The following is a 19,732-nucleotide window of genomic DNA, read 5'->3' as shown; positions in this document are numbered from 1 at the left end:
CCAGTTTTCTGGTTTCTCTAATGAATCAAAGGGCGGCAGTGGCGTAAGGCATCAGCAATCAGTTCTTGATATTTTCCCAGCGCTTGAGCAGCTCGCTGTGGCTATCGGTCCAGCCCTTGATGGCCTGTTCCATGGTCTTGCCATCTTTGACTTCGGCGTTCATCGCGGTGATGTCAGCGATGGGCACGTACACGCTCGCCATCAGTTCACGCGCACGCGGATTGCTTTCAGCGAAGCCTTTGTGGCCGATCCAGTAGTAGCCTTGCAGCGGCGGGAAAATGCCTTTTGGATCTTTCAGGAATTTGAGATCGAATTTCTTGGTCATCCAGGACGGATCCCAAACGGTGACGACCACCGGCTCTTTACGGTCGACTGCCGACTTCAACGCCGCCGTCATTGCCGTGGTACTGCCTTCCACCAGTTTCAGCTTGAGGTCATAGGCTTTAACCACATTGGTCGCATCGTTCATCAGGCCGGAACCCGGTTCGATACCGATGATCTTGCCGCCCAGTTTTTCCGAATTGGCGTTCAACTGGTCGATGGAATCGATGTCGACATAACTCGGTACCGCAAGCCCTTGGTAGAGGCCAAACGAAACCGGCGAGAGTTTCTCGATTTTGTTCTTGTTTTTGTTCCAGTAATCGTTTGCCGCGTAGTCCGTTTGCGACGCCAGCACTTGAACATCACCTTTGCTTAATGCCGCATAAGCGATGCCCCACTCAGAGAACTCCACAACTTTTACGGTATAACCAGAGTCTTCAAGCACCTTCTTGGTAATACCCGTAATTGGCGTCAAGTCCTCCCACGTCATAGTACCCATGGTGATATTTTTTTCTTCGGCGTGAACTGGCAAACACATAACGCCGGCCACAGCGACAGCGCAGACTGCCTTCCAAATCTTTTTCATGGCGTGCTCCGATCTACGGTTAAAACTAGAGATTAGGCCTTTATGAAATAAAAGCCGGTGGTTTGAAACTATTCAGCCTTCTCGACCTGCTCTGAGCGCCTGCCAGCGAATAACCGAGTTGACACCCAACATCGTCAATATCTTTGGTGGAAGCCGGCTAGGCCCTGGCAGTTGACTGAAACTTTGCAAAACCTGTGAATGGTGACCGCTGGCCAATTCGGCAGCCATCACGCCTGCCAATGTGCTTTTAACCGTGCCCAGCCCGTTTTCGCAGCAAGCGGAATAGAGGTTTTCCTCGATTTCGCCAAAGGCGGGAGCGCTGTTGCGACTCAGGCAAAGCCGCCCTGCCCAGCTGAACTCCAGCGGCGTTGATTTCAACTCCGGGAAACGCGCGTCCAGAGAGTGCCGTTGTTCTTCGGCCACCGCTGCAACACGCATCGGTGTGACTTGAATACTCGGGTCGTAGGTAAACTTGGTGCGGATAACAATCCGCGAAAGTCCATTCGAAGTTATCTTGCGAACTGTCGCGCCCATTGGGTCCGCTGGCAATAAGGCCCAACGATCTTTACCGGTAACCGGCCTTGAAAATTCATCATGACTATAAGCAGCCGTCATTGAGGCGTAAGTAAAGACATGCAGCAACCGGCCTTGAAAGTGACCGAAGTCTTCAATATGGCCATTGACCGCAAGAATGACTTTAGGTGCACTAACGGAACCACGATGAGACTTCGCCTTCCAGCCAATTCCCGCCCGGGACAATTCCACAATCGGTGAACGCTCATACAGTTCAATCTGCCGATCAAGTCCGTTTGCAAGATCCCGAATATATTGCGCTGGCTGAATCATCACCGCACCAGGCGTATACAGCCCGTTGTGGTAATAAGTGGAACCGGTGATGTCCCGCATCTGCTCGGCGTCCAGCACTTCAAACCGCTCGCCAATGCCTTTTAACGATTTGGCATAGTTGTCATTGAGTTTCATCCCCCGCTCGGTGGCGGCGGCGTTGATCTTGCCGGAAGGGTCGAACGTCTGCGCAGACATGCCATATTCACGAGCAGCGTCGGCGGCAAACGCAATAGCAAAACGGTTCTGGGCAATTTCCAGTGCCGTTGCCGACTCACCGCCCACCGAATACTCCCCGGATGAAAGGCTGTGCGGCACATCGATCATGAACCCCGAGTTCCTGCCCGCCGGCCCCTTGGCGATTTCATGGGCATCCACCACCGCAATGCGGCAGCCCGGATGCAGTTGCGCCAGCCTGCGAGCCGCAGACAGCCCGGCAAAACCCGCACCGATGATCAGCCAGTCCGCCGTGACGTTGCCATCAAGCAGGCGGACAGGCGCAGTGCGTACGGAAATTGCCTCCCAACCTGAAACCCCGGTATCTACCGGAAGGCGCTTGATGGTATGGGTGCTCATTTTTCGTTCTCTTCATCCGACCGATCAGACACATCGATCCAGATGGTTTTGATTTCGGTGTATTGATCGTGGGCAAAAATCGATTTGTCCCGACCGCCGAACCCGGACTCCTTGTAGCCGCCAAACGGCGTGGAAGCATCGCCCTCGCCGAAGCAGTTCACGGTGACGATCCCGGCGCGAATCTCCCTCGCCAACTTGATGGCACGGCGCAGGCTGCCGGTGTAAACCGAGGCGGCCAGGCCATACACCGTGTCATTGGCGAGGGTAATGGCTTCAGAAATCGAGCTGAACGTGGTGACCGACAGAATCGGACCGAAGATCTCTTCCTGGAACAACCGACTCTCTGGCGCGACACCGTCAATCACGGTCGGCTCGACGAACGCACCGTCTTCAGTGCCACCGCCGTACACAACGTCAAGTTTGCCGATGCTGGCATGCTCAAGGTACGACTTCACTTTCGCGAAATGTTCGGGGCTGACCAACGCGCCGACGCGGTTTTGCGGGTCGAGTGGATCGCCCATTTTCCATTCGCGGATGTAGGCGCCCATGCGTTCCAGCAGTTCATCTTTCACAGACGCGTGGACGATCAGCCGCGAGGTTGCGGAGCAGTTTTCGCCCATGTTCCAGAACGCGCCGTTGACGACATGCTGAGCAACAAGGTCGAGGTTTTGCGCATCGTCCATCACCACGGCCGGGTTTTTCCCGCCGCACTCGAGAACGATGCGTTTCAGGTTCGAATCGGCTGCGTAGTGCAGGAAACGGCGGCCGGTCGCGGTGGAGCCGGTGAAGCTCACCATGTCGACGTCGTGATGCAGGCCGATCGGCTCGCCAACCTCTTTCCCGGTGCCGGTGACAATGTTGAGCACACCGGCGGGGACGCCCGCCTCGAACGCGAGTTGCGCCACACGCAGCGTCGTCAGCGTGGTCTGTTCGGCGGGTTTGACGATCACCGAACAGCCTGCGGCGAGCGCCGGGCCGATTTTCCAGGCCAGCATCAGCAGCGGGAAGTTCCAGGGCAGCACGCAGCCCACCACCCCGATGGGCTCACGCACGACCATGGTCAGTGCGTCACTGCCCACAGGGGCGGTGTTGTCATAAATCTTGTCGATCAACTCGGCGTGCCAGCGCAGCGTATGAATGGTGTCCGGCACATCGACCAACTGGCACTCGCTGACTGGCTTGCCGCTGTCGAGGCTCTCAAGGACTGCCAGTTCGTGGCTATGCCGTTCAAGCAAATCGGCAAACTTCAACAGGACGGTTTTGCGCTCTTTTGGAGAAATGGATCTCCAGCGGCCATCCTCAAACGTTTCCTTGGCGTTGCTGACCGCGAGATCGACATCTGCCGACGCGCAAGCGGCGACGTCTGCCAGAAACTCACCGGTCGCCGGATTGTTCGTGGCGAAGGTTTTGCCCGAGATCGCGGGTTTGAACGCGCCGTTGATGAAGGCATTGCAGGGGAACGAAATGTCTTTGGCGATGGCGGCATATTCGGCCTTGGTCAGGAGATCACCCATGGCTGGCTCCTGATGTGATGCGTGCAACGTCGCGCTTCACATTGGCAATGATGGTTTGCAGGCTTTGCTTTTCTTCCAGGTCGAGAGGTTGCAGCGGCAAGCGCACGTCCCCTACTTTCAGCCCGGCCAGTTCACAACCGTATTTGATCGACTGAACAAACTTGCCGCCGTCCAGGGCATTCATCAGCGGCATCATCGCCGACATGATCCGGCGGCCCTTGTCGAAGTCCTTTTCGAGCACACAGGCTTCATAAAGCGCCACGTGTTCGGTTGGCAGGAAGTTGGAACCGGCACACACCCAGCTTCGGGCGCCCCAGGCAAAAAACTCCAGTGCCTGATCATCCCAACCGCAGGACAGCGCGATGTTCGGGAATTCACGGGCCAGCAGATGAACGCGGCCCATGTCGCCGGAGCTTTCCTTGATGGCAACTACATTCCTGGAGGTGCTCACACGGGTGAGGTAATCCTCGTCCATCGAAACGGACATGCGGCCGGGGTAGTTGTAAAGCATGATCGGCAGGTCGGCAGCGCGATCGATGGTCAACGCGTGGATCGCGTTTTCCTGGGAAGTCGGCAGCGCGTACGGCGGGCTGGTGACGAGAATGGCGTCCGCTTTGATCGCTTTGGCATCCTTGGCGTATTGCACCGAATCTTCGGTACGAATGGCCCCGGTGCTGACGATCAACTGGACCCGGCTGCCGATGACATCCTTGGCATAAGCGGCAAGCTCGGTACGCTCTTCCGAGGTCTGCGCATAATATTCGCCGGTCGAGCCGCCGATGATAATGCCATGCACTTTCGCCTCGATCAGCGACTCCAGTACTTCGGAGTACACGCTCCAGTCTATTTCCCCATCCGGTTTATGAGGTGTCACTGCGGGGGTGTAGATGCCTTCAAATTTCAAGATGATTTCTCCGGAAATGAATTGCGTGGAAGATCAACGAGCGCGTCCGCCTTGATGCCTTGGGGCGCGATAAAAATCTCCATGTTTTCCCGGGACAGTTCCCAGTGCTCAAACACGAGATCGACTACTGCGGATTCATCGCGGCGTTCAATCGCCTCGATAAACAAATCGTGGTGCCCCGCCGACAGCTCAAGACGCTCTTCCATGTCCTCGTTTTGAGGCCGGAAAAAGGTATTACCGATACGGGAGTGATCAATCAGCAATCTTTCCAGGCTGGGCTGGAGGTATTGATTGCCGGCCATTTCGCCCATGATCGCGTGGAAGCGGTTGTTCTCGACGACCATGGCCAGCGCATCCCTTGAGGTAGTGGCGATGCGGAACCGGTGCTGCGTGTCCTTCAAATCGACCAGTTGGCGCGGCTTGTAGTTTTGAACGGCCAGACGGCCAACGGCTGCGTAAATCATCGGTGCGACGAGGAAGAAATTGCGCAGGGTCGAGTGATTCATTGGAATCACCCGGGCACCGCGGTTTTCCCGAATGTCGACATAACCTTCACCGGCCAGGCGTCGGAATACTTCCCGGACCGGCGTGCGGGACAAGCCATATCGCTCGCTGAGAATGACCTCATCCAGCGCTTCGTCAGGGTCCAGTTCCATCGTCAGGATTTGACGTTTCAGATCTTCGTAAAGACTGGTTTTGCCGTTTTTCACAACGACCTCCAAGGGCAGTTTTGCGGTCAGGTGCGGCTGACTGATGAGTCGAGACTCGCACGGGTTTTTGGGTCGGTCAATAGATTGTATTTCTTGTGTATACATAGAAAACACAGGAAAAACACAACGCGATTTCGATTAATTTCTTTTTAATTCATTTAGTTATGCGTTCACCTCAAAAATGAACTAGTCGGTTACAGAAAAGAAACACGTCGTTTTTGGAATGCTTATTTCTAGATCATTCCATCATAAAGCTTATTGCCAAGCGCACTTTGCCAGCAGCCCGGTTGACCCGTAGCGACATGGCGCAAGGCGTTTGCGACACGGCTTTGCGAGCACTTCCCGGCGAGCAACGGAACAAGCGATAGTGTGTCGCCGGTTGAGCGGCTCCGTTCTCCTTCAGGATCGACCAAGATGGGCAGTGAAGAAACCAGTAAGAAGGTCAAGGGCTACCGCCGACTGATACCGTCCATGACGGCCTTGATGGAATTCGAGGCCGTCGCGCGGTTGAGCAGCTTCACGCTGGCGGCACAAGAACTGGGCGTGACCCAGGCGGCCGTCAGCAAGCAGGTCAAATACCTGGAGGAAACCCTCGGCACCCGTCTGTTTCATAGACTGCACCGGGCGATCAAACTGACCAGCGAAGGCTACGTGCTGTATTCGGTGGTCGCCGAATCCATGCAGCGCATGGCGAACGTGTTCGACAAGATTTCCGAGGGGATTCCCGAGCAGGAACTGGTGCTCGCCTGCACCGCGGCGTTTTCACACCTGCGCATCCTGCCCCGGCTGGCTGCATTGCGCCTGTCGCAACCCAAGCTGCAATTGCGCCTGATCACCCAAGTCCACAATCCGGACGTGCACCGGCAGGACGTCGACATCGCCGTGCGCTTCGGCAATGGAAAATGGGAAGACGGCACGGCGATTTTCCTGTTTGACGAAGAAGTGTTCCCGGTATGTTCCCCCGCCTGGCTGACCACGCACCCTGCCCCGCTATCGGTCGACGACTTCCTGCACATCGACCTGATCGATTCGGACACCACGCTCGAAGGCTGGATGACGTGGAACAGCTGGTTCAAGGAGCTGGGCGAGAGTCGTCCCAAGGTGAATTACTGCCTGCGTTGCAGCAGTTACAACGACACGGTGCAGGCCGCGCTGCAGGGCTATGGCGTCGCGCTGGGCTGGAACCGTTTGTTGCGTCCGCTATTGCTGAGCGGCGAACTGGTGCGGATTACTGACTATGCGGTGAAACCAAAAGATGCCTATTACCTGATTGTTCCGAACGGCCGGGAAATAACCCCGCTGGTGCACGCCATCGTCGATTGGTTGCGCGATGAGTCGCTACTTTCACACTAAGGTCAGTTGTCGATTCTTCGCATAACTTTTAGCTATGCGAGGGTGAAATTAAAGCGCATTGACGCAAATCCGGACCATTTTGATACTTACCTCACCGTCACTTGCTGACGATTCAACATCGCCCCCGTGAGGCAACAGATGACAACTACCGTCGCGAAATCCCAACAAGAACTGGTGACTGCACGTACCCCAGGCCATGGCATGCATGGCGCGTTGTTCGGGCGTCAGGACATTTTCGACAGCGACGTCGATATCTTTTTCACCCGGCACTGGATTCTGGTCGGCGTGACGGCGGACATCCTGGAGCCTGGGGATGTTTCGACCATAGACATCGGCAAATCCTCGATCATCCTCGTTCGCGATGACGACGAGCAGGTGCAGGCGTTTCGCAACGTTTGCCGCCATCGCGGAGCGCGCCTGAAGCAGGCAGGCAAATCAACGGTGGGCATGCTCGTGTGCCCGTATCACCAGTGGACCTACGACCTTGATGGCAGCCTCAAGCATGCCGCTCACATGGGCAAGGATTTCGATCCGACCTGCAAAAGCCTGACTCGTGTTCATACGAAAGTGGTCGGCACTCATGTGTTTGTTTGCCTGGGTGACCAGCCACCGGAAGACATCGCCTATCTGGAACAAACCATGGCGCCCCGGCTGGCGCCCTACAACCTCACGTATTCGAAGATTGCTTATGAAGCCGAGCTCATTGAAGACGGTAACTGGAAGTTGGTCATTGAAAACAATCGCGAGTGTTATCACTGCTCTGCGACGCACCCTGAATTAACCGCTTCATTCCTCCCGGAAGATTTTGGGTTCTGCGCTGAAGGTCTGAGTGAGGAATCGCTGCAAGCGCTGGATGAATATGAAGAACGCAATGCGGCAGCCAAACGCAGCTGGGAACGTGACGGGTTTATCTGCGACGCAGTGGAGCACCTGGACACAGACGCGGTGACCCAGTTCCGCACGCAGCGGCTGGTCATTGCCGGCAATGGCGAATCGCAAACGCTCGACACTCGGGTGGCCTGCACGCGGCTGTTTGGTGACCTGACCCGCCGCGATCTCGGCGACGTTCACCTGTGGACTCATAACTCCTGGACGCATGTGATGAGCGATCACGCGGTCATTTCGTACATCATCCCGCTCGCGCCCGGCAAGACGTTGGTGCGCACCAAATGGCTGGTCCATGCCGACGCCATCGAGGGCGTGGATTACGACATCGAGAAACTGACCGAGGTCTGGAAAGCCACCAATCAGCAGGACGCCAACCTTGTCGCGATCACCCACAGCGGTACGCAAGATCCCGGCTACTCACCAGGCCCCTTCTCGGCATTTACCGAATCCTACGTGGATCAATTCTCTCGCTGGTACGCCGCGCGGCTTGCCGCACAGGGAGTGTGAGCAATGACCATGACCCTCCTTGAAAAGCCGCCGCTTACAGCGAACACCGTGTCTGCACCGAACGTATTCACCCATCCGGACACGTGGGCCACCTACGGTGCGCAGTGGAACAGTGGCGAGCAAAAAGCGCTGCACTGTTGCGCCGTACGCGACGAAACCCACGACGTAAAAACCTTTACCTTTCGAAGTGCGGATTTCAGCGCCATCAGTTTTGAGCCAGGGCAGTTCATTACTGTATCGCCGACCATCTCGGGGCAACGCGTGTCGCGCTGCTACACGTTGTCATCGTCGCCCACCCGCCCTTTTGCGCTGTCGATTACGGTCAAGCGTGTTCCCGGCGGGACCGTATCGAACTGGCTGCACGATCACTTGCGCGAAGGCGACAGGCTGCTTGCCTCAGGCCCTGCGGGCAGCTTCACACCGACAGGCCGTCCAGCCGACAAGCTGCTTTATCTATCGGCGGGCTCCGGCGTGACACCGCTGATGTCCATGACCCGCGCGGGTTTCGACCTGGCAGCCCGACTGAATATCGTCTTCGTGCACAGTGCACGAACCCCCGACGATATTATTTTCCATGAAGAACTGACACGGATGCAGGCCAGCATGCCGGGACTTCATGTCGTGAATATCTGCGAAGGACACGGCTCCAGCACGGATTGGGCCGGGCCGATTGGCCGCCTGGATCTGGCCTTGCTCAGCGAACAGGTGCCGGACTTCAAGGAGCGGGAAGTGTTCACTTGTGGGCCGCAAGGTTACATGGGCGCGGTCAAGTCGCTACTCAAACAGGGAAACTTTGATTTCCAGCACTATCACCAGGAAAGCTTCGATATCACGGCACTGGATGAGGCCCCTCTGATCGAAACGGCCTGCGTGCTCGATCAGCCGGAGAGCCTGTTTACGATCACGCTGTCCCGCTCCGGTAAAACCTTCAGCATGCCGGGCAACCAGACCGTGCTGGCCGCAGCGAAGAAGGCCGGCGCCATCATCCCCTCCTCTTGCAGCCAAGGGGTCTGCGGCACCTGTAAAACGGCGGTGCTGCAAGGCACGGTGGCGATGAACCACAACGGCGGCATCCGCCAGCGTGAAATCGACAAGGGACTGCGCCTGCTGTGCTGCAGTAAGCCAACGTCAGACCTGGTCATCGATTTGTAGGGTCCATCAGAACGCTCAATGTGGTCTACGCTCCAGCCTTGGGTACCTTGTTCTGCCCCGGGCGACGTGCGTTTTCGGCACGGTGGTTTGCAGCGGATGCGGTACGCAACTCTCCACGCATCCTTCCGGGAAAACCACATGATCCGCACCTTGCTGACCGCCTCTTTGCTGCTTGCGCTAAGCCTGCCCGCCCATGCCGGCGTCACGCCATTCCCCACTTCATTCCGCACCCAGGACATCGCCGTGGAAGGCGCGAAAATCCACGTGCGCGTCGGCGGCAAAGGGCCTGCCGTGGTGCTGCTGCATGGCTTCGGCGACACCGGCGACATGTGGGCGCCTCTCGCTGCCGACCTGGCCAAGGACCACACGGTCGTGGTGCCGGACCTGCGCGGCATGGGTTTGTCGTCGATCCCGGACGGCGGCTACGACAAGAAAACGCAAGCGGGCGACATACGCGCAGTACTCGCAGCGTTGAAAATCGAACATTCCGTGGTCATCGGCCACGACATCGGCACCATGGTCGCCTTCGCCTACGCCTCACGTTATCCGCAGCAAACCGATCGCCTGGTGGTGATGGATGCGCCCGTGCCAGGCATTCCGCCGTGGAACGAGATTGTGCGTTCACCGATGCTGTGGCACTTCGATTTTGGCGGTCCGGATGCCGAGCGCCTGGTGGCCGGTCGTGAGCGTATCTACCTCGACCGCTTCTGGAACGAGTTCGCCGGCGACCCGACCAAAGTGGACGAAGCCACCCGCCAGCATTACGCCAAACTCTACGCCCGCCCCGGCGCGATGCACGCGGCGTTCGCACAGTTCCGCAGCATTCGCCAGGACGCGGTGGACAACGAAGCATCGATGAAGACACGCCTGACCATGCCCGTACTGGCCGTCGGCGGGGAAAAATCCTTTGGCAACAACGAAGCCATCGTCATGCGCAACGCCGCGGACAATGTCACGGAAGTGGTGATTCCGGGGGCAGGACATTGGTTGATGGAAGAGGCGCCTACACAGACCATTCGGGCGATTCGTGACTTTTTGCAGTGACCGTCTGTGGCAGGGCAAAAACTGTCTACGGATCGTTGTCGAAGCCTGCCGCCCTGCCTGTTCGACGGACAGTCGCTCGACACTGCATCTGCCCACCGCTTAAAGTGCCGCCCCCTCATCAGTGGATCGCCACCAAAAATGACTGAGACCTACCAGGGCAGTTGCCTTTGCGGCGCCATCCAATACCAACTCCGGTCACGCCCCAAAGCTGTTTCGCACTGCCATTGCAGCCAATGCCGCAAAAGCCATGGCGCTGCATTTGCGAGCTACGGAAGTGTCTTGAGGGGCGACTTTGATCTGGTACAGGGTAACGACGACATCCGTTCTTACCCTTCCTCTGAATCTGTCGAGCGTCAGTTTTGCACTCGCTGCGGCTCGTCGCTCTTCTGGTCAAATAGCCAGGGCGAATACTCCGACTGGATCTCCATAGCCCTCGGTACGCTGGACACACCCTTTACTTGCGATAAACAGAAACATGTCGAGGTGACGTCCAAGGCTGTATGGCATGACATTCAGGATCACTGGCCGCAGTCCCGATAATCGCTTTGTGGCTCGATAATACTCATCCGCCCCTGCATCATGCTGCTCGCGCCCCTTTCCCGTGGCACTCGCGCCAACAGTGCAGAGCCTGATACCACGCATCAGGTATTTACACTGCCGGCAACGTAGAAGTAGGCCAGCGCGAGTTCATCGTCCAGGATCCCGATGGTTATCTCGTCAGATTGGTTGAGCGGTTGGGTGAGCGGCCGGCGGCCAAAAGCTGACCTTTCAGGTCATCTGCCAGACGACAAATTTTCCACTGCTATGCTGATAAGACCTGTTTCTGCACTGGGGACGAGTAGCATGGCAGCACAAGGCAAGCATTCCCCATTCACGTTCAAGGCTTTGGCCTGTTGGGCAGGAATTTTCCTTGTCACCTGGGCTGTCATAAAGCTGCTCGACACTCACCTCGACCTGAGATTGTTGGCAGATAGCACGAGCTGGCCGCAACGTTTTTCGGATTGGCTTTCGCTGGAAACGCCAATGCCGAATTGGTCGCTGCTGATGATTATCGCGATTTTAATCAGCACTCTGTCTGTAGCGATTTACTACGCCCGCAACACTGATGGAGCTTACGACGAGCTACATGAGATAGAGCGAAAAGTTTACAAAATGAACAACCCTCAGTTTCCACGACTGACAGATAACCAAACGCTACTGATGGAAGCGTTGGCCTATCATGCAAACTTCAGGAAAGTTGCAAACCTGAACTCAATTTGCAAACTTGTCTCACTCAGCACAGCAGAAGTTGAAGCCGATCTAAAGCAACTTCAAGACAAACGCCTTATCAAACAAAAAGTGACACGGGGTACGTTTGGCGCCACCACTTTTGAACTTACCTTGGCAGGCAAGGATTATGCGTTAGAGCGATTTCAGCTAACGTAGGACAGACAGGGCGGCGCGGCACACCAGTCGCTGATCTTTCGCTGAATACGGGTAGCAAGCGGATGAAGCGCGCCCGTCGCCCTCCGTTCTCAAGCCGATTGCCTGCGCCAGGTGCCGGGTGATGTGCCGAACTGGCGTTTGAATGCGCGACTGAACGCGGCTTCGGATTCGTAGCCCACTGCAAAGCCGATTTGCGCCACATTGCCGCGACCTTCGCGCAGGTGTTGAGCCGCCACGTGCATGCGCCAGAGCGTCAGGTATTGCATTGGTGGCTGGCCGACCAATGCCGTGAATCGTTCCGCGAAAACCGAGCGCGACATGCCCACTTCAAGCGCCAGGGCTTCTGCCGTCCAGCCCTCGGTTGGGCGAGCATGAAGCAGCGCCAATGCGCGCCCGATATGCGGATCCCGCAAACCCGCCAGCCACCCGCGCCGTTCAGCGGGGAGGCTCGCGACATACTGGCTGACGGCTTCGACGAAGAGCAATTCCGATAGCTTGGCGATGACCGTTGTCGAGCCGACGCGCCCCGCCGCGATCTCGCTGACAGCAAATCGGAATGAGCTTTCAATCCAGGCTCCCAAAGCCGTCGCGCGCACGTCCAGTTTCAATAAGGATGGCAGCGACGAGAGCAACGGACTGAAAGGGGTTTCAGTACCGAGGAACCCACACAACAACTGCGTGACCTCGCCGCCCCCGCCGCACTTGATACGTGAAATGCCGCCGACTTCCGGCGGTTGAATAACGTCGCGCGCCGACATGGGAGCAACGCTCAGGTCGCTGCCAAACGTATGAACGTCATTGCGCGGAAGCAAAATGAGTTCGCCTACCCGCACGTCGAGGGGGGCTTCACCGTCGATTTTCAATTGCATGTGCCCCGCAGCGACAAAATGCGACGCAATGACATGTCGAGGGGCCGCCAGGAACGGTTTGCAATCGTCCGCAGAGATTTTTCCGCTGATGCACCAGGGCGCAGTGAATTCCGCCTCGAGGAAGACTCCTCCAGAGAGCCGAATGACACGCAAGACATCAGAAAGCGCATCCAGCAATTGCCAGCCCTCCTTTCCGGAGTCCGGAGCATGTAATCAGGCGCACCGGTCATTCTGCGCCTGAACGGCGAGGCCTAGATTAGCACCAACGCGGACTCAGTGATCGGGACGCCCACCAGAGGCTTCACCCTGGGTCACTGGCTCCGACGTTAACCGCAATGGCCCCTTCCAATTCGACCAGGAAGCAGGAGATCGATATGAACACCGTCGCTACCCTACCCGACGCAGATTCAGGCAACGCCGCCCGGTATGCTCAACTTGTCAGGTCCTCGAAGAAAGCCGAATGGCAGATCGATCGCGATTTGCTGCAGGACCGCCGCTTCGACTTCTCGCGCAAATTCTTGCCCGACGGACTCTCGCGGATCGACCGCCTGACCTTTCTCACCCTGGAAGAGGCGCGCCTGCTCAGCCAGATTCAGGGCCGAACCTATGCGTACATCTTTGGCCTGGTCGAGCGCTTTATCAGTGCCAAAATGCTCGATCAAGGTCGGGCCCATGTCTTTGACGATCAACTCGCGCTTGAAGCGCTGGTGCGATTTTCCAATGACGAGATCAAGCATCAGGAGCTGTTCCGGCGCATAGAGACGATGATGGATGTGCAATTGCCGGCGGGATATCGTCAAGTGGCCGATCCGAACGATGTGGCGCGTGCGGTACTGGCGGCCAGCACCTGGTCGGTGCTGGCGCTGACCTGTCATATCGAGCTGTTTGTTCAAACGCATTACGCAAAAAGCATCGCCCCGCGCGAGGAGTTGTGCCCACTCTTCAAGGATGTCTTCAAATTTCACTGGAAGGATGAAAGCCGGCACGTCGTGCTCGATGAGCTGGAATGGAAAGCGGAGCACGCGAAACTTTCGCCAGTCGAGCGCGACCAGGCCGTGAACGATCTGATTGCGCTGGTGGCAGCCGTCGATGCAATCCTGCAGGCACAATCGGCATCCGACGCCGACTACTTTATTCGCAATGTTCCACGCTCATTCAGTGTTGATGAGACCGCGCAAATCAAAGCCTCCGTGCTGGGCGCCTACCGCTGGCAATACATAATCTCGGGCGTGCAACATCCACACTTTGGCCAACTGCTTGCGCGCATGACAACACCCGCGCAGATGTCCAGGATTCAGACTGCGTTGGCTCCCATCATGAGCAACTGATCTACAGGGTCCGGCCGACCTCGCGTCGGCCACGTGGATGTGGGATGACGTGCTGGATTGAGGATGGCAGCCATGACGATACCGATGTGGATGTTGCTTGGATTCGCGACCTGGACTTTGCTGCTGCTGATGGCAACCGTCGGGGTGTATCGCTGGGGCAGAATCCTGTTCTCGAATGTTCCGATTGCCTCTTTCCGAAGCGATCAGCCCGATGGCGAGGATTGGTATCGGCGCGGAACACGAGCGCATGCAAACTGTGTGGAGAACCTGCCGGTCTTTGGCGCCATCGTCTTCGTGATTTCAGCCCTTGGTATCAACACACCCGCCGTTGACTACTTGTCCATGCTCGTCCTGATCGCTCGCGTGTGCCAGTCTCTGGTTCACGTATCTCATGTGCAGACAAACAGGTTCGTGGCGATTCGGTTTACCTTCTTTTGCGTTCAGTTGGTCTGTTTCCTTGCGCTCATTGTGATAGCGGCGAGTTACGGCGTATGAGTAAGGGATGAAGTGCTTGCTTGCCGCAAACGTCGAGGGCAATGCTTTGCCGCTCCCGGCAAGCCTATGCCACGGATCCACCTCAGCGACTCGCCAACGCCCGGAAGAACAAGGCACTCAGCGCATGGCCTGACTTTTGCTCTACTACCCGGTTACCAACCAGGGAGTTTCAAAATGATCGGAAGCAACTTACCTCCGCTGCCGTACGTAGATGCGCTCAAAAGGTCTTTGGAGAGTGGCAAGGTGACCGCCGGCAAGATCCAGGTCGCCAATGCGACAGCCGAAACCCAGGCACAGATCGATAAAAGTTTTCGCGAGTCAGAGCGCGATCTGGAACAGCTGAAAGCCCGCTATAAACCTGATCAAATCTCGGCGACATTCGACGCGAAAAGCAATCCTATCGAACGGCCCGATGTGCAGTCCCTCAACAGCAGCGACGCTTCGCATGGGCCGATAGACCTTCAGCCTCTGATCGAGATCGGACGCCTTGAAGAGACAACCATCAACGCTAACCATGGCGACTTTTCGATTGATAGCGCTGCGGTCTATCAGGAGTGGCTGCTGGCTCGTGGAAGCGTTGATGTAACGGTGTAGGCAAATTGTGGGGGGCACTCAAGTACCCCCTTCTGCCCCTGAGGGTGACGTCGTTACCATGGACACCGGTTCGACAGGAGAAATGCAATGGAGCTGAAGTTCAGTCACGTCGATGTACTGGTCACGAATCTCGAAGAAGCCTGTGCTTACTACGCACAGACACTGAAGGCCAGGATCTCTAAAACGCTCGTCTGGGAACGCGGTGGCCTGCACGTGCGCTACGCGATCGCGTTGATCGGTCAGGAGCGTTTCATGCTGGTGCAACCGTTGGCGGGGAACCTGAAAGAACTCCTGGATTCATCGGGTGAAGGCATGATTTATCGCCACTGCTACTCCACGCCGGACATCGAGAAGGCCTATGACGAATTGATGGCCAGTGGTGTTCAGCCAGAAGACGAAAACGGCAAACCACTGGCCCGCGCGAACCTGCAGTCCCCGTCCGGGGCCCGCATCATCTGGCTGCCCAAACGCTTCGGGCACTTCTCCATCGAGATATTGGAAGACAAGGCGCTGGAAGCATTTATCGAGGAGGCGTTTGCCTGAAAGCCGGTTTCTGGATTCGGAAGTTGACCACAGCGCTCCGGTCATCTGCCTCAATAAACTTTTGCCAAGCCCTCAGCAGCGGAGATACATCCCGTCCTCCTGAAAACAGATCAGAAGGTGTAAACCTTAATCAGGACGGGACAACTCTCGAATTAAAGCCCCCCGCCAGCGCCTTTTTTGTAGTTCAGTGCCCAGCAACCGCAGGCCGGCCAGCCGCACGCGGACCCGATTTAAAGCCGTGAGCCCGGGCCCCCCAGACAATCGCGAACCCCACTCCCACCAACACCATCATTGCCCACGGAAAAGAGGCAATACCCCATCTATCCAGCAACACGCCGCCCACTACCCCACTCCCCGCAATCGCACTGTTCCAGGCCACCACATTCAGCGACAACGCCACATCGGCCCCATCTCCCGCCGCGTCTGCCAGCGCCGTTTGCAACAACGTCGCCGCCCCGCCGAAGCTCAACCCCCAAACCGCGACGCCGATGTAGATCACTTCAGGCACGCTCCCCAAAAACCCAAGCACTACGCAAACCGCCGCAAACGTCGCCAGGCTCACCAACACGGTCTTGCGCAACAACGGCTCAACCAGTTTGGCAGTCAGCCAGATCCCCGCCAACGCCGCAGTACCAAACACCAACAGCACTAAATCCACCCGATCCCCCAACCCCGCCGGCACCACGAACGGTGCGATGTAGGTGTAGAGAATGTTGTGGGCCAGCATCCAGCAGATCACCACCGCCAGCACGGGGCGCACGCCCGGAGTGGTCAGAACGGTGCGCAGCGACAGGCGCTGGTGCTCGGCTTGGGAGGGGTAGTCCGGGACTTTCACCAGCACCCAGACAATCAGCACCAGGGTCAGGGCCGACATGATGCCGAAGGTCGTGCGCCAACCCACGAGGCCACCCAGCCAAGTGCCGAGGGGTACACCCAGGGACAGGGCAATCGGTGTGCCGACCATGGCCAGCGCCAGAGCCTTGCCCTGTTGATGGGGCGCGACCATGCGTCGGGCGTAACCGGCCAGCAGGCTCCAGGCCAGCCCCGCCGCGACGCCGGCGAAGAAGCGCGCCACCAGGGTCGCGCCGTAGTGGGATGACAGCGCGGTGATGGAGTTGAACAGCAGGAAACCGACGATGGTCAGCAGCAGTACATTACGGCGACGCCAGCCACGGGTGGCGATGGTCATGGGGATCACCGCCAGAACCGAACCAAGCGCATAAGCGGTGACCATCTGCCCGGCCATGGAGGGGGAAATCGCCAGTCCTTCGCTGATCAGAGGCAATAGGCCGGCGGGCAATGTTTCGGTGACGATGCAGATGAAGCCGGTCATGGCCAGGGCAAGCAAGGCGCCGATGGGTAGGCGCTCGGGCGCCACCGATAAGGTGATTGAGGGTGTCACGGTAGATTCCTTGAGTGAGGATTTTCGACTTAAATACTGATCGATACAAATGTTGACTGCTGCCAGCACGCGTTGTCAACGACTTATGTATCGACTAGTATTTATCTCGTAATCCTCAGGAGCCTTGAAATGGCGCAAATGGGCCGCCCCCGCACCTTTGACCGCGACCACGCCGTGGAACAGGCCATGCACCTGTTTTGGCAACACGGCTACGACGCGACCTCCCTCGCTCAGTTGAAAGCCGGATTGGGCGGCGGGATTTCCGCACCGAGTTTTTACGCGGCATTCGGTTCCAAGGAAGCGTTGTTTGATGAGTGTGTGCAGCGTTATCTGGCGACTTTCGCTCAAGTCACCGAATGCCTGTGGGACGAGAGCCTGCCTCCACGCCAGGCCATCGAAACCGCGCTGCGCCAATCGGCGCGCATGCAGTGTGAAGAAGGTCATCCCAAAGGCTGCATGGTGGCCCTCGGCGTGATGAGCGCGCCCAGTCCGGAGAATGCGCGGGTGGTCGATGCATTGACCCAATCTCGCACCCGCACTCGTGCGGGGATTTTGGCGTGTGTCGAGCGGGGTATCAGTACAGGTCAGTTGCCGGGCAATGTTCATGCGACCGCGATGGCTACGGTGTTCGACAGTTTCCTGCAGGGTATTTCCATCCTCGCTCGGGATAACACGTCGCATGAGGTCATTGATGCCGCCATCACCCAGATACTGCTGACTTGGGACATTACGACCTCTTCCGCTCCGCCAGCTATCGCAATGGCCAACAGGGACTGATTGACTTAACCCGTGAGGCCATGGCGTGAATCCGGCGCAACTGCGTAATTGTCAAAGGCCTGTCCAGGGCCGGGTTATCGGATAGCCGGGAACTCTTCGACGCTGTCAGGCCAGGCAGATAGAACCTCAAAGCCATCGTCAGTGACCGCCACCATGTGCTCCCACTGGGCCGAAAGGGAGTGATCCTTGGTGACAACGGTCCAGCCGTCCGCCAGGGTTTTCACATGACGCTTACCCGCATTCAGCATGGGCTCAATGGTGAAAATCATGCCCGCTTTCAACTGCAATCCCTGGCCGGGGTAGCCGTAATGGAGGATCTGCGGTTCGTCGTGATAGACCTTGCCAATACCGTGACCGCAGTATTCGCGCACAACACTGAATCCCTCCCTTTCGGCGACCGACTGAATGGCATAACCGATATCGCCCAGCGTGGCGCCGGGGCGAACGACTCGAATACCGGCGCACAGCGCTTCATAGGTGGTCTTGACCAAATGCCGAGCCTGCGGGCCGGGTTCACCCACGTAATACATTCGACTGGTGTCGCCATACCAACCGTCCTTTTTGACAGCGACGTCGATATTCACAATGTCGCCATCCTTCAGGACAGTGGCCGAAGGCAGGCCATGGCAGACCACCTGATTGACGGACGTCAGCACGGTTTTCGGGTAGCCGAGATAGCCGATATTACCCGCAATGGCCTTTTGCACATTGACGATGTAGTCGTGACAGCGCTGATCGAGTTCGTCGGTGGTGACACCCGCTTTCACATAAGGCCCAATCATGGCCAGCACCTCGGCCGCCAGCGTTGCAGCGGCACGTGAACTGGCGATGTCTGCCGGGGTATTGATGCGCACGTTCGCCCTCATTTCCTGGCTCCGATGGCTGCATGAACCTGTGGGCCTTGCGAACTTTCTTCGAGGGCGCAGAGCTTCTTCAAATCAAGACCGCCTTGCAGTTCTGCGCGAATCAGCATGCGGCAAATGTCGCTGTGATCCAGGTCGGGGTGTAATTCGGCAAGCATCCCGATACGCATCCAGTGCTCGGCCTGAGCGTTGATCGAGCGACTCAACGCATCGCTCGCGACGCGCAGATGCTCATGCATGCCTTCAGAAATTTTTACGATGCCCATGAGCTTCACTATATGAAATGGATATGGAACGTATATTAGTCGGTTTGGGCGCTAAATCAAATGCACGTTATGGCAATGAGGAAGGAATACTGATGGATCTGATCGATCCGCCTGCAAAGGTAGTAATGATTTGGGCGAATGAGTCAGCCCTACGGACTCTGCAGCGGCCTCGTTCTCAAAGACCGCACTCCTGCAACGCCCCATGCCAGGCAATGAATTGACAATCAGACAGCATTTGACCACCCCATATGGAAAAACGTATATTCGATTAACCATATGTACCCAGAGAAGTCACCATGCGCGTTCTGTTCATGTGCACCGCCAATAGCTGCCGCAGCATCCTCTCCGAAGCGATGTTCAATCATCTCGCGCCGCAAGGTTTTCAGGCAGTCAGTGCCGGCAGCTTCCCCAAGGGCGAGGTTCTGCCGCGCAGTCTTGTGACGCTGCAAAAGGCCGGCATCGCGATTGACGGGTTGAGCAGTAAAGGCAACGACGCCTTCGAAGCCAACCCACCGGATATTGTCATCACCGTCTGCGACAAGGCTGCCGGCGAGGCGTGCCCGGTTTACTTCGGGCCGGCGCTGAAGGCCCATTGGGGATTGGAAGATCCGTCCGAGGTGAAGGGCGACGAAGCGGTCGTGACCGCAGCCTTCCACTCGACCCTGGCGCGCATCGAAACACGCTGCCGGGCCTTCTTCGACCTGCCCTTCGGCGAACTTGACCGGGATGCCTTGAAGCGCGAACTCGATCGCATCAGCACCCTGTAACCGGA

General features: G+C 57.4%; 21 protein-coding genes and 1 pseudogene. 13 read left to right on the top strand and 9 right to left on the bottom strand.

Annotation, left to right across the window (positions count from 1 at the left end; genetic code table 11):
* Window positions 1-58: 58 nt before the first annotated feature.
* The 5 genes from IB254_RS01055 to IB254_RS01035 all read right to left on the bottom strand — a co-directional run bounded on the left by IB254_RS01055 (window position 59) and on the right by IB254_RS01035 (window position 5,454).
* Window positions 59-907 (bottom strand): glycine betaine ABC transporter substrate-binding protein, encoded by an 849-nt coding sequence (locus IB254_RS01055; protein WP_008038804.1) that lies wholly within the window; start codon window positions 905-907, stop codon window positions 59-61.
* 72 nt (window positions 908-979) lie between these two features.
* Window positions 980-2,326, bottom strand: a complete 1,347-nt coding sequence (locus tag IB254_RS01050) for an NAD(P)/FAD-dependent oxidoreductase (RefSeq protein ID WP_192415866.1) — start codon at window positions 2,324-2,326, stop codon at window positions 980-982.
* The gene (locus IB254_RS01045; RefSeq protein ID WP_192415864.1) at window positions 2,323-3,840 is read right to left on the bottom strand and encodes an aldehyde dehydrogenase; all 1,518 of its coding nucleotides are present in this window, start codon (window positions 3,838-3,840) and stop codon (window positions 2,323-2,325) included. The genes IB254_RS01050 and IB254_RS01045 overlap by 4 nt, the downstream gene beginning before the upstream one ends.
* Window positions 3,833-4,744: a dihydrodipicolinate synthase family protein gene (locus IB254_RS01040; RefSeq protein ID WP_192415862.1), complete on the bottom strand. Its 912-nt coding sequence runs from the start codon at window positions 4,742-4,744 to the stop codon at window positions 3,833-3,835. Before IB254_RS01040 ends, IB254_RS01045 begins: the two co-directional genes overlap by 8 nt.
* On the bottom strand, window positions 4,741-5,454 hold the full coding sequence (locus IB254_RS01035; protein ID WP_008033405.1) for a GntR family transcriptional regulator: 714 nt from the start codon (window positions 5,452-5,454) through the stop codon (window positions 4,741-4,743). Before IB254_RS01035 ends, IB254_RS01040 begins: the two co-directional genes overlap by 4 nt.
* A 414-nt stretch (window positions 5,455-5,868) precedes the next feature.
* On the opposite strand from IB254_RS01035, the gene IB254_RS01030 reads away from it, so the two are divergent.
* From IB254_RS01030 to IB254_RS01005, 7 genes and pseudogenes are all read left to right on the top strand, one after another.
* Window positions 5,869-6,807: a LysR substrate-binding domain-containing protein gene (locus tag IB254_RS01030; protein ID WP_192415860.1), complete on the top strand. Its 939-nt coding sequence runs from the start codon at window positions 5,869-5,871 to the stop codon at window positions 6,805-6,807.
* A gap of 138 nt (window positions 6,808-6,945) precedes the next feature.
* Complete coding sequence (locus IB254_RS01025; RefSeq protein ID WP_192415858.1) at window positions 6,946-8,202, top strand: aromatic ring-hydroxylating oxygenase subunit alpha; 1,257 nt, start codon at window positions 6,946-6,948, stop codon at window positions 8,200-8,202.
* A 3-nt stretch (window positions 8,203-8,205) separates the two neighbouring features.
* On the top strand, window positions 8,206-9,354 hold the full coding sequence (locus tag IB254_RS01020) for a hybrid-cluster NAD(P)-dependent oxidoreductase (RefSeq protein ID WP_192415856.1): 1,149 nt from the start codon (window positions 8,206-8,208) through the stop codon (window positions 9,352-9,354).
* A 138-nt stretch (window positions 9,355-9,492) separates the two neighbouring features.
* Entirely contained in the window at window positions 9,493-10,398 is a 906-nt protein-coding gene (locus IB254_RS01015; RefSeq protein WP_192415854.1) for an alpha/beta fold hydrolase, read from the top strand.
* A gap of 138 nt (window positions 10,399-10,536) precedes the next feature.
* On the top strand, window positions 10,537-10,938 hold the full coding sequence (locus IB254_RS01010) for a GFA family protein (protein ID WP_192415852.1): 402 nt from the start codon (window positions 10,537-10,539) through the stop codon (window positions 10,936-10,938).
* Window positions 10,939-11,048: 110 nt separating this feature from the next.
* A pseudogene (locus tag IB254_RS29425) lies at window positions 11,049-11,162 on the top strand (VOC family protein); the annotation flags it as partial.
* A gap of 79 nt (window positions 11,163-11,241) precedes the next feature.
* On the top strand, window positions 11,242-11,823 hold the full coding sequence (locus IB254_RS01005; RefSeq protein ID WP_192415850.1) for a hypothetical protein: 582 nt from the start codon (window positions 11,242-11,244) through the stop codon (window positions 11,821-11,823).
* An 89-nt stretch (window positions 11,824-11,912) separates the two neighbouring features.
* Here IB254_RS01005 and IB254_RS01000 read toward each other — a convergent pair whose 3' ends face one another.
* A complete protein-coding gene (locus tag IB254_RS01000) occupies window positions 11,913-12,869 on the bottom strand; it encodes an AraC family transcriptional regulator (protein WP_192415848.1) in 957 nt (318 codons plus the stop codon).
* Window positions 12,870-13,066: 197 nt separating this feature from the next.
* Between IB254_RS01000 and IB254_RS00995 the strand changes: the two genes are divergently transcribed.
* The 4 genes from IB254_RS00995 to IB254_RS00980 all read left to right on the top strand — a co-directional run bounded on the left by IB254_RS00995 (window position 13,067) and on the right by IB254_RS00980 (window position 15,652).
* On the top strand, window positions 13,067-14,020 hold the full coding sequence (locus IB254_RS00995) for a diiron oxygenase (protein WP_192415847.1): 954 nt from the start codon (window positions 13,067-13,069) through the stop codon (window positions 14,018-14,020).
* 72 nt (window positions 14,021-14,092) lie between these two features.
* The gene (locus IB254_RS00990; protein ID WP_192415846.1) at window positions 14,093-14,515 is read left to right on the top strand and encodes an MAPEG family protein; all 423 of its coding nucleotides are present in this window, start codon (window positions 14,093-14,095) and stop codon (window positions 14,513-14,515) included.
* A 174-nt stretch (window positions 14,516-14,689) separates the two neighbouring features.
* Complete coding sequence (locus IB254_RS00985) at window positions 14,690-15,109, top strand: hypothetical protein (RefSeq protein ID WP_192415845.1); 420 nt, start codon at window positions 14,690-14,692, stop codon at window positions 15,107-15,109.
* A gap of 87 nt (window positions 15,110-15,196) precedes the next feature.
* Complete coding sequence (locus tag IB254_RS00980; protein ID WP_192228254.1) at window positions 15,197-15,652, top strand: VOC family protein; 456 nt, start codon at window positions 15,197-15,199, stop codon at window positions 15,650-15,652.
* 184 nt (window positions 15,653-15,836) lie between these two features.
* Here IB254_RS00980 and IB254_RS00975 read toward each other — a convergent pair whose 3' ends face one another.
* Window positions 15,837-17,054 carry an MFS transporter gene (locus IB254_RS00975; RefSeq protein WP_192415844.1) on the bottom strand — a complete coding sequence of 406 codons (1,218 nt, stop codon included), beginning with the start codon at window positions 17,052-17,054 and terminating at the stop codon, window positions 15,837-15,839.
* Window positions 17,055-17,183: 129 nt separating this feature from the next.
* Between IB254_RS00975 and IB254_RS00970 the strand changes: the two genes are divergently transcribed.
* Entirely contained in the window at window positions 17,184-17,831 is a 648-nt protein-coding gene (locus tag IB254_RS00970) for a TetR/AcrR family transcriptional regulator (RefSeq protein ID WP_192415843.1), read from the top strand.
* Window positions 17,832-17,905: 74 nt separating this feature from the next.
* On the opposite strand, the gene map is transcribed toward IB254_RS00970, so the two are convergent.
* The gene (gene map / locus IB254_RS00965) at window positions 17,906-18,697 is read right to left on the bottom strand and encodes a type I methionyl aminopeptidase (RefSeq protein WP_192415841.1); all 792 of its coding nucleotides are present in this window, start codon (window positions 18,695-18,697) and stop codon (window positions 17,906-17,908) included.
* Window positions 18,694-18,960 (bottom strand): ParD-like family protein, encoded by a 267-nt coding sequence (locus tag IB254_RS00960; protein ID WP_192415839.1) that lies wholly within the window; start codon window positions 18,958-18,960, stop codon window positions 18,694-18,696. The genes map and IB254_RS00960 overlap by 4 nt, the downstream gene beginning before the upstream one ends.
* A 296-nt stretch (window positions 18,961-19,256) precedes the next feature.
* On the opposite strand from IB254_RS00960, the gene IB254_RS00955 reads away from it, so the two are divergent.
* The gene (locus IB254_RS00955; protein ID WP_192415838.1) at window positions 19,257-19,727 is read left to right on the top strand and encodes an arsenate reductase ArsC; all 471 of its coding nucleotides are present in this window, start codon (window positions 19,257-19,259) and stop codon (window positions 19,725-19,727) included.
* Window positions 19,728-19,732 lie beyond the last annotated feature (5 nt).

Source organism: Pseudomonas sp. PDM03, assembly GCF_014852385.1.
In the GTDB taxonomy this organism is placed as follows: Bacteria; Pseudomonadota; Gammaproteobacteria; order Pseudomonadales; family Pseudomonadaceae; genus Aquipseudomonas; species Aquipseudomonas migulae.
The sequence above is the reverse complement of the archived record's forward strand: the minus strand, read 5'-3'. Positions and strand labels throughout refer to the sequence as shown.